Source organism: Sphingobium quisquiliarum P25 (assembly GCF_000445065.1).
GTDB lineage: Bacteria > Pseudomonadota > Alphaproteobacteria > Sphingomonadales > Sphingomonadaceae > Sphingobium > Sphingobium quisquiliarum.
On record NZ_ATHO01000127.1, the window covers coordinates 1 to 10,180 of the forward strand.

9 protein-coding genes are annotated in these 10,180 nt (G+C 66.4%); all 9 read left to right on the forward strand.

The annotated features are described in order from the left end of the window. Positions 1–1,538: relaxase/mobilization nuclease domain-containing protein (locus L288_RS35315; RefSeq protein ID WP_021238880.1), on the forward strand; the 1,538-nt coding region annotated here is incomplete at its 5' end. Positions 1,539–1,592: 54 nt separating this feature from the next. Continuing rightward, a complete protein-coding gene (locus L288_RS35320; protein ID WP_021238881.1) occupies positions 1,593–2,597 on the forward strand; it encodes a hypothetical protein in 1,005 nt (334 codons plus the stop codon). Positions 2,598–2,761: 164 nt separating this feature from the next. Next, on the forward strand, positions 2,762–4,792 hold the full coding sequence (locus L288_RS35325) for a conjugal transfer protein TraG (protein ID WP_021238882.1): 2,031 nt from the start codon (positions 2,762–2,764) through the stop codon (positions 4,790–4,792). Further along, on the forward strand, positions 4,789–5,208 hold the full coding sequence (locus L288_RS35330; protein ID WP_021238883.1) for a CopG family ribbon-helix-helix protein: 420 nt from the start codon (positions 4,789–4,791) through the stop codon (positions 5,206–5,208). Before L288_RS35325 ends, L288_RS35330 begins: the two co-directional genes overlap by 4 nt. 139 nt (positions 5,209–5,347) lie before the next feature. Further along, positions 5,348–6,334, forward strand: a complete 987-nt coding sequence (gene trbB, locus L288_RS35335; RefSeq protein WP_021238884.1) for a P-type conjugative transfer ATPase TrbB — start codon at positions 5,348–5,350, stop codon at positions 6,332–6,334. After that, positions 6,331–6,663 (forward strand): TrbC/VirB2 family protein, encoded by a 333-nt coding sequence (locus L288_RS35340; RefSeq protein WP_021238885.1) that lies wholly within the window; start codon positions 6,331–6,333, stop codon positions 6,661–6,663. The genes trbB and L288_RS35340 overlap by 4 nt, the downstream gene beginning before the upstream one ends. Further along, on the forward strand, positions 6,663–6,932 hold the full coding sequence (locus L288_RS35345; protein WP_021238886.1) for a VirB3 family type IV secretion system protein: 270 nt from the start codon (positions 6,663–6,665) through the stop codon (positions 6,930–6,932). The genes L288_RS35340 and L288_RS35345 overlap by 1 nt, the downstream gene beginning before the upstream one ends. Beyond that, a complete protein-coding gene (gene trbE, locus L288_RS35350) occupies positions 6,929–9,379 on the forward strand; it encodes a conjugal transfer protein TrbE (protein ID WP_031304567.1) in 2,451 nt (816 codons plus the stop codon). The genes L288_RS35345 and trbE overlap by 4 nt, the downstream gene beginning before the upstream one ends. Beyond that, positions 9,376–10,092 (forward strand): P-type conjugative transfer protein TrbJ, encoded by a 717-nt coding sequence (trbJ, locus tag L288_RS35355; RefSeq protein ID WP_021238888.1) that lies wholly within the window; start codon positions 9,376–9,378, stop codon positions 10,090–10,092. The genes trbE and trbJ overlap by 4 nt, the downstream gene beginning before the upstream one ends. Positions 10,093–10,180 lie beyond the last annotated feature (88 nt).

A 10,180-nucleotide genomic window follows, 5' to 3' on the forward strand; every position in this document is an offset into this window, starting at 1 on the left:
CCCATCGGCTCGGCCACCGATCGCGCCAGGTCGTCGTCAAGGCGCGCGTGGTCCGGCATGGCGGCCGCGCCTCACTCGCCGCCCACCTCAACTATCTGCAACGCGATGGCGTCACCCGCGACGACGAGCGGGGCGTGCTGTTCGGCGCCGACGCGGACGGCCTCGACCGCAACGAGTTTGCGGCGCGCTGCGAGGATGATCGGCATCATTTTCGATTCATCGTCTCGCCCGAGGACGCCGAGCAGATGCGCGACCTCAAGACCTTCACCCGCGACCTCATGACGCGAATGGAAGCGGACCTCGGCACTCGGCTCGACTGGCGGGCAGTCGAGCACTGGAACACCGACAATCTCCATGTCCATATCATCGTGCGCGGCGTCGGCGATGACGGGCAGAATCTTGTCATCTCGCGCGACTATATCCGCGAGGGGATGCGGGCGACGGCGCGCGAGATCGTCACCCAGGAACTCGGGCTGCGCAGCGACTACGAAATCCGGCTGTCGCTGGGGCGGCAGGTCGAAGCCGAACGTTGGACCGAGATCGACCGCGACGTGTCGCGCACCATGCAACGCGACGGCCTGATCGACATGGCGCCCGAGCCCGGCGCGCGGCCTGATCCCGACCGTGCGCTGAGGATCGGACGGCTGCGCAAGCTGGAGAGGCTGGGCCTCGCCAGCGAGATCGCTCCCGGCCAGTGGACGCTCGCGGATGACGCGCAGGCGGCGTTGCGCGAGTTGGGCGAGCGCGGTGACATCATCAAGCGGATGCACAAGGCGATGACCGATCTTGGTATCGACCGGGGCGCCGCATCCTATGTGCTCGACGCCGATCCCGCACAGCCCGTCATCGGCAGGCTGGTCGATCGCGGCTTGGATGACGAGCTGACCGGCGGCGCCTACGCGATCGTGGATGGGATCGACGGGCGCACCCACCACGTCCGCTTTCGCGACATCGAGGCGACTAGCGATTGCAGGCCCGGTTCCATCGTCGAGCTGCGCCATTTCGAGGACCGCAAGGGGCGGCAGCGCACGGCGCTGGCCGTTCGGTCTGACGTTGACTTGTCGGCGCAGGTCCGCGCGCCGGGGGCAACATGGCTCGACCGCCGCAATCTGTCGAGCGACAGCCATGACCTCGGCGGCGGCTTCGGAACCGAGGTGCGCGCCGCGATGGAAGCGCGCGCCGAGCATCTCGCCGACGAGGGGCTGGCGCGGCGGCAGGGGCAGCGCATCATCTTCGCGCGCAATCTGCTCGACACGCTGCGGCGGCGCGAACTGGACGCAGCGGCCGAGGACTTGTCGGCCGAGATCGGCTTGCTGCACGCGCCGTCCAAGGCCGGCGAATATGTCGCCGGCACAGTGCGCCAGCGCGTCACCCTCGCTTCGGGCCGCTTCGCCATGATCGACAACGGCCTCAGCTTCCAGCTCGTGCCCTGGTCCCCGTCGCTCGACCGGCAGATCGGCAAGCACATCTCCGGCGTCATGCGGGGCAACGGCGGGGTGGATTGGTCGTTCGGACGCGGCCGGGGGCTGGGGCTTTAGTGGAAGCGTCGCTGGAAGATTGATCGTAGTCGCCGTAACCGGCATAAGGATCAAATGGCGAACACGACGGACAATACGTGCGAATTTCTCGAAAGCCTTCAACGCTTCGATCTGTCGATGCTGCTGCGGCATTGCCTAGCGTCCGTCGAACAACTCGAAACCGCGCTAGATTGGTTTTCCGACTTGGAAGACGAAGCAATCATCGTGCGCGCGCCGAACCCGATCGCCGAAGCGTTGCGATCGTTGTCGCAACAGGATCGGAAGCGGATCGCCGAAGCTATTTTGAGCGCGCAGCAAGCCAGCAGGCAACACGAAGATATTCGTGTCGAAACGCTAGACGCCCCTAACTCAACTGGCGCGGCTGCGTTGCTATCGGAATTGCTGATCCATCGTGCAATGATGATCGACGTTGCAACCGGCGGCGCGCGTATTCAGGACGTTGACGACTATTACCGGGCGCGAGAAGTCCGCATCCGACAAGCGATCCCAGAAGGCGTCACATACGACAACCCGCACGTCGATCTGTGGGCATGGTATCGTCATTGGAGCGCGGAGCTGCCGCAATACAAGGATCGGCGTTTCTATGTCCGCCAGCTATTCGGTGCCGCGATCGACGCGATCGCAAAGCGATCGTCGCTGCCATCGGAACCGCGCGAGGCTACAGGATGGGAGCGGGTTGATCGCGCATTGTCCAAGGCGCGAGCGCAACATGAAACCGCATCCGCCGAAGAAGATTGGCAGGCGATCGGCCTGCTATGCCGCGAAGTCATCATATCGCTGGCGCAGGCGGTCTATGATCCCACACTACACGAATCGTTAGACGGCGTTCGGCCAAGCGAAACCGATGCGAACCGGATGCTTGAAGCATATATAGCGCACGTCTTTCCCGGTGCGAGTAACAAGGAAGTCCGGGCGCATCATCGCGCATCGCTGGCGTTGGCGCTGAACCTTCAACATCGCCGAACCGCAACCCGGCAACTCGCCGCCCTTTGCGTCGAAGCGACCGCATCCACAACCGCAGTCGTGTCGATTATTGCGCGCGCAAGCCCGGATCAATGATCGTAGCGCGTAACTCGAAAGCGGCCCGTCAGGTCCTAGGAATAGGCTGGCACATAGTTGAACGACAAGGCGCAAATACGCCATTCCCTGTATTTCTACGCTAGGCTTTCCTCCATAATAACAGTGACTTGATTTGATGTCCGGCACGCATCGACTTCGATGCCATGTCGGCAACCAAAATCCTCTGGGGTCAGGTCTTCACGGTCTTCCTGATCGTGCTCAGCTCCATATGGGCTGCAACGCAATGGACGGCCGCGGCGCTCGCCTATCAGCCCGAGCTTGGGGCGCCCTGGTTCGTGGCTTTCGATTGGCCGATCTATCCGCCGCCGGCCTTTTTCTGGTGGTGGTTCTCCTTCGACGCCTACGCGCCGGAGATATTCCAGACCGGCGCGTTCATCGCCGTGTCGGGCGGGTTCGCCGCGATCGTCGTCGCCATCGGCATGTCGGTCTGGCGTGCGCGCGAGTTGAAGAACGCCGAGACCTATGGCTCGGCGCGCTGGGCGTCGCGCAGGGAGATCGCCGCCGCCGGGCTGCTCGGGCCGAACGGCGTCATGCTCGGCCGGCTCGGGCGCGACTATCTGCGCCACGACGGCCCTGAGCATGTGCTGTGCTTCGCGCCAACGCGATCCGGCAAAGGCGTGGGGCTGGTGGTGCCGACGCTTCTCACCTGGCCGGGCTCGGCGATCGTGCATGACATTAAAGGGGAAAATTGGCAGCTCACCGCCGGCTTTCGCTCCCAGCACGCACGGGTGCTGCTGTTCGATCCGACCAACGGTGCGTCGGCCGCCTACAATCCCCTGCTCGAAATCCGCAAGGGCGCCTGGGAAGTGCGCGACGTGCAGAACGTCGCCGACGTGCTGGTGGACCCGGAAGGTTCGCTGGAGAAGCGCAACCATTGGGAGAAGACCTCCCATGCCCTGCTGGTCGGCACGATCCTTCATGTCCTCTACGCCGAGGCCGATAAGACGTTGGCGGGCGTCGCCGCCCTCCTGTCCGATCCCCGCCGCCCGATCGAAAGCACGCTATGGGCGATGATGACGACGCCGCATTTGGGTGAGGCCGGCGTCCATCCCGTCGTCGCCTCGGCCGCGCGCGAGCTGCTCAACAAATCGGCCAACGAGCGATCGGGCGTGCTCTCGACCGCCATGTCGTTCCTCGGCCTCTATCGCGATCCCGTCGTCGCCCAAGTCACGCGCACCTGCGAGTGGCGCATCAAGGATCTGGTCGAGGGCGAGCTGCCGGTGACGCTCTACCTCGTCGTGCCGCCCAGCGACATCTCGCGCACCAAGCCGCTCATCCGCCTCATCCTCAACCAGATCGGGCGCCGGCTCACCGAAGACCTGAAGGCGCGGCAATCGCGCCACCGGCTGCTGCTCATGCTCGACGAGTTTCCCGCGCTGGGGCGGCTCGACTTCTTCGAGAGCGCGCTGGCGTTCATGGCCGGCTACGGCATCCAGAGCTTCCTCATCGCCCAGAGCCTCAACCAGATCGAGAAGGCTTACGGGCCGAACAACGCGATTCTCGACAATTGCCATCTGCGCGTGTCGTTCGCCACCAACGACGAGCGCACCGCCAAGCGCATCTCGGACGCGCTCGGCACCGCGACCGAGATGCGGGCGATGAAGAATTACGCCGGCCACCGGCTTTCGCCCTGGCTCGGGCATCTGATGGTGTCGCGCTCCGAGACCGCCCGCCAGCTCCTTACCCCCGGCGAGATCATGCAGCTCCCGCCCGACGACGAGATCGTCATGGTCGCGGGCATCCCGCCGATCCGGGCGAAGAAGGCCCGCTACTTCAAGGACCGGCGGTTCACGGAGCGAGTGATGTCGCCGCCCGATAGGAATGTCGGAGGAGGCCCGCCGCGCCCCGACGACTGGAGTATGCTGGCGCCGATCGAAGCCCCACCGATGCCCGAACCGATCGAGCATGATGCGCCGAAGAAGCCGAAGAAGAAAAAGGCCGCCAAGAAGGCGGACGGGCAGGACGATGCCTCCAATGCGGACCTGCGCCGCGAGCCGGCGTTGGAGCGCCATATCGACATTGCGCCGGCGCCCCGGCCCGCGCCTGCCAATGAGTTCGAGCTGGATGAGCCGGACCTCGATAGCGACGCGGCGCGGCAGGCGACGGTGCGCCGCCAGATGCAGCGCGTGGTCCGGCAGGCGTCGCTCGATCCCGAGGATGGCATCGAGCTATGACGATCAAATCCCCCTTGTCCGTCTATCTCGAACCGGACCTCAAGGACGCGCTTGAAGCCTATGCCGATCGGCGCGGGCAGTCGCGTTCGCTGATCGCCGAGGCCGCCATCGCCTCCTTCCTGTCGCCCGATGCCGACGAGCAGCGCGAGGCGGCCATCGCTAAGCGGCTCGACAAGCTGGACCGGCGCACCACCCGGCTGGAGCGCGACGTGGGGATCGGCATCGAGATGATCGCGCTGTTCGTTCGCTTCTGGCTGTCGAACACGCCGCCGCCGCCCGAAGCGGAACGGGCCGCGATGCGCCGCCTTGGGAATGATCGCTACGACGCCTTCATGGAGGCGCTGGGTCGCCGACTCGCAAAAGGGCCGAAAGTCAGACAGGAAATCAGCGAGGACTTGCCACCTCAAGAAGAATGAGCGGCCTACGCTGCTACCTGTCTTTCTTCGCCAGAATACGACGCCCGCGTTTACTTGTTGAAGCGTCCCCTTTTCTGTCTCTCTTGATGTGCCTCTGACGCCGGGCGGCGGTTCGCCCGGCCCATTCAGGGGCCTTCTCTTGACCGTCCTCCCGATCCATTCCGAGGCGAAGACACGCGGCGCGCGGATGCTGCGCACGGCGCTCGGGCCGTCGATTGCGGCCTGGCTCGACGATGCCGCTGTCATCGAGGTGATGCTGAACCCCGATGGCCGGTTGTGGGTCGATCGGCTTGGTGAAGGCATCAGCGACACCGGCATGACGCTGGCTGCCGCGGACGGCGAGCGCATCGTTCGCCTGGTCGCGCACCATGTCGGCGTCGAGGTTCACGCCCGGTCCCCGCGCGTCTCGGCCGAGTTGCCGGAAGGCGGGGAGCGGTTCGAAGGGTTGCTGCCCCCTGTGGTGGCGGCGCCGGCCTTCGCCATCCGCAAGCCCGCCGTCGCGGTATTCACTCTCGACGACTATGCAGCCGCCGAGATCATGTCGCCGGCTGAGGCCGCAGCATTGCGCGAAGGCGTTGCCGCCCGCGCGAACATCCTCGTGGCGGGCGGGACCGGCAGCGGGAAGACCACGCTGGTCAACGCGCTGCTGGCCGAAGTCGCCAAGACGACCGACCGCATCGTCCTGATCGAAGACACGCGCGAGCTTCAGTGCGCCGCGCCGAACCTCGTCGCCATGCGGACCAAGGACGGCGTCGTCTCGCTGTCCGATCTCGTCCGATCGTCGCTGCGTCTGCGCCCAGACCGCATCCCCATCGGCGAGGTGCGCGGCGCCGAGGCGCTCGACCTCCTTAAAGCCTGGGGCACCGGACATCCCGGCGGGATCGGCACCATCCACGCCGGCACAGCGCTCGGCGCGCTCCGGCGCATGGAGCAGCTCATTCAGGAAGCCGTCGTGACGGTCCCTCGCGCGCTGCTGGCCGAGACCATCGACATCATCGCCGTCCTCACCCGCGACGGACACGGCCGCCGCCTCGCCGAGCTGGCCCGCGTCGAAGGACTCGACGCCGCGACCGGTGACTACCGCCTCACGCCGCTGACCACCCCCCAACCCGGAGACCTGTCATGATCCATGCCCTTGCGTCTGGCGCACGCCGCGCCATGCTCGCAGCCACCGCCAGCGTGATCGCGCTGAGCTTTTCCGTTCCCGCCCGTGCGGGCGGATCGTCGATGCCGTGGGAAGCTCCGCTGCAAAGCATCCTCGAATCCATCGAGGGGCCGGTGGCGAAGATCGTCGCGGTCATCATCATCATCGTGACCGGCCTGACCCTGGCGTTCGGCGATACGAGCGGCGGCTTTCGCCGGCTGATCCAGATCGTGTTCGGCCTGTCGATCGCGTTCGCGGCTAGCTCCTTCTTCCTGTCATTCTTCAGCTTCGGCGGCGGGGCGCTGGTCTGATGGAGAGCGCCGAGCCGATCTCGGGCTTTTATGCCCCCGTCCACCGGGCGCTGACCGAGCCGATCTTGCTCGGCGGCGCCCCGCGCTCGCTCGCCATCGTCAACGGGACGCTGGCGGGCGCGATCGGCCTCGGCCTGCGGCTCTGGATGGCCGGGCTGGTCATCTGGGCCATCGGGCACGCGCTGTCCGTCTGGGCCGCCCGTCGTGATCCGCAATTCGTGGACGTGGCCCGCCGCCACCTCCGTTACCCGAGCTGGATGCGGCCATGATGAGCCTTCGCGAATATCGTGGGCATGCGGCACACCTTGCCGACTTCCTGCCCTGGGCCGCTCTGGTCGGCGAAGGCATCGTGCTCAACAAGGACGGTTCGTTCCAGCGCACCGCCCGGTTCCGCGGTCCCGATCTCGACAGCGCGACGCCTGCCGAGCTCGTGGCGACCACCTCGCGGCTCAACAATTCGCTTCGCCGGCTCGGTTCGGGCTGGGCGATCTTCGTCGAAGCGCAGCGGACGCCCGCGCTCGACTATCCCGAGGATGATTTCCCCGATCCCGTGTCGGCACTGGTCGATATGGAACGACGCGAACAGTTCCGCGAGGAAGGCGCGCATTTCGAGAGCGCCTATTATCTGACGCTGCTGTGGATGCCGCCCGCCGAGGAAGCCGCGCGCGCCGAAGGCTGGCTCTACGAGGGCCGCTCCACCACCGGCGTCGATCCGTGGGAGCTGCTCAAGGGCTTCACCGACCGCAGCGACCGCGTTCTCAATCTGGTCGAGGGCTTCGTGCCCGAGGTCCGCTGGCTCGATGACGGCGAGACGCTGACTTATCTCCATTCGACGATCTCGACGCGGCGCCAGCGTGTGCGCGTCCCCGAGACGCCGATGCACCTCGACGCGCTGCTCGCCGACGAGCCGCTGACCGGTGGGCTCGAGCCGAAGCTTGGCGACCAGCATCTCCGCACGCTGACGATCGTCGGGTTTCCCAGCGTCACGTTCCCCGGCCTGCTCGACGAGTTGAACCGGCTCGCCTTCGAGTATCGCTGGTCCACCCGCGCGATCATGCTCGACAAGACCGACGCGACCAAGCTGCTGACCCGCATCCGTCGCCAGTGGTTCGCCAAGCGCAAGAGCGTCGCCGCGATCCTCAAGGAAGTGATGACCAACGAGGCGTCAACGCTGCTTGACAGCGATGCCTCGAACAAGGCGGCCGACGCCGACATCGCTTTGCAGGAGCTGGGCGCCGATTATGCCGGCATGGCCTATGCCACCGCCAGCGTGACGGTGTGGGACCGCGATCCCGCCATTGCCGCCGAGAAGCTGCGGCTGGTGGAAAAGGTCATCCAGGGCCGCGATTTCACCGTCATTCCAGAGGGCATGAACGCGATTGAGGCGTGGCTTGGGAGTCTCCCCGGCCACACCTACGCCAACGTCCGTCAGCCCCCGATCTCCACCATCAATCTCGCCCACCTGATCCCCCTGTCAGCAGTATGGGCGGGGCCGGAACGGGACGAGCATTTCGGTGCTCCCCCCTTGCTCTACGGCAAGACCGAAGGCTCGACCCCGTTCCGGTTTTCCCTTCACGTCGGCGATGTCGGCCACACGCTGATCGTCGGCCCGACCGGCTCCGGCAAATCGGTGTTGCTCGCACTCATGGCGATGCAGTTCCGCCGCTACGAGAACGCGCAGGTCTTCGCCTTCGATTTCGGCGGCAGCATCCGCGCCGCCGCTACGGCCATGGGCGGTGACTGGCAGGATCTCGGCGGGATGCTCGCCGACGAGGCCGGCGACGGCGTGCAGCTCCAGCCGCTCGCCCATATCGACTTGTCCGAAGAACGCGCCTGGGCGGCCGAATGGCTGGCAGCAATCCTGGCGAGCGAAGGCGTCGCGGTCGATCCGCAGGCCAAGGAGTATATCTGGTCGGCGCTGGGCTCGCTGGCGTCCGCGCCGATCTTGGAGCGCACGCTGACCGGGCTCGCCGTGCTGCTTCAATCGCAGCAGCTCAAGCAGGCGCTGGCGTCCTATTGCATCGGCGGGCCGTGGGGCGGGCTGCTCGACGCCGAAGCCGAGCGGCTCGGCGAAGCCCGTTGCCAAGCGTTCGAGACCGAGGGCCTGGTTGGCGCCGGCTCGGCCGCCGCCGTCCTGTCCTACCTGTTCCACCGGATCGAAGGCCGGCTGGACGGCTCGCCGACGCTCATCATCATCGACGAGGGCTGGCTGGTCCTCGATAGCCCCGACTTCGCGGCCCAACTCCGCGAGTGGCTGAAGACCCTGCGCAAGCGCAATGCCAGCGTCGTCTTCGCGACGCAGAGCCTCGCCGACATCGAAACGTCGAACATCGCTCCGGCCATCATCGAGAGCTGCCCGACGCGCATCTTCCTGCCGAACGAGCGCGCGGCCGAACCGCAGATCGCCGCCATCTACGAGCGGTTCGGGCTTAACGCCCGCCAGATCGAAATCCTCAGCCGGGCCACGCCGAAGCGCGACTATTACTGCCAGTCCCGGCGCGGCAACCGGCTGTTCGAGCTGGGGCTGGGCGAGGTCGCGCTGACCTTCGCCGCGGCCTCGTCGAAGTCCGACCAGCTCGCCATCGCCGACATCATCGAAACCCACGGGGCACCCGCGTTCGCGGCTGAATGGCTGCGCCATCGCGGCTGCGCCTGGGCCGTCGAGCTTCTTCCCCCTGATGCTCGACGCCAACCCCAGCAGGAGTTACCTCTATGACCGGATTCCCCCTGCGCCGCGCCATCCTGGCCGGCGCTCTCGCCAGCGCGGCCGTCGTGCCGATCGCCCTGCCGATGCCGGCCTATGCGCAGTTCGGCGGGATCGTCTATGACCCGACCAACTATGCGCAGAACGTGCTGACGGCCGCCCGGTCGCTCCAGCAGATCAACAATCAAATCCAGCAAATCCAGCAGGGAGCGACGAGCCTCATCAACGAGGCCCGCAACCTCACCTTGCTGCCCTTCTCCTCGCTCCAGCAGCTCCAGCAACAGGTGCAGCACACCCAGCAGCTTCTGAACGAAGCGCAGAGCATCGCCTACGACGTGCAGGACATCCAGCAAGCGTTCGACGGCCGCTACAAGGGCGCCGCGCTGACCGGCGATCACGCGCAGATGGTCGCCAACGCCAATGCCCGCTGGGAAGATAGCGTCGGCGCCTTTCAGGATGCCTTGCAGGTGCAGGCCGGCGTCGTCGGCAACATCGAAGGCACACGCACCACGATGGACGGCTTGGTCTCGGCCAGCCAATCCGCGACGGGTGCGCTCCAGGCGGCGCAGGCGGGCAACCAGCTCCTGGCGCTGCAATCGCAGCAGCTCGCGGACCTGACCGCCGCAGTCGCGGCGCAGGGCCGGGCGCAGGCGCTGCAATCCGCCCGCCAGGCCGCTGAGGAGGTCGAAGGGCGCGAGCGGTTCCGCCGCTTCATGGGCAACTGAGACGTCCGATGTCGCGCACGGCGAAGATCGCAGGGGTGGCGGCGCTGGCCGGGCTGATGATGACGGTGGCGATCGTCGCCGCCGTCCA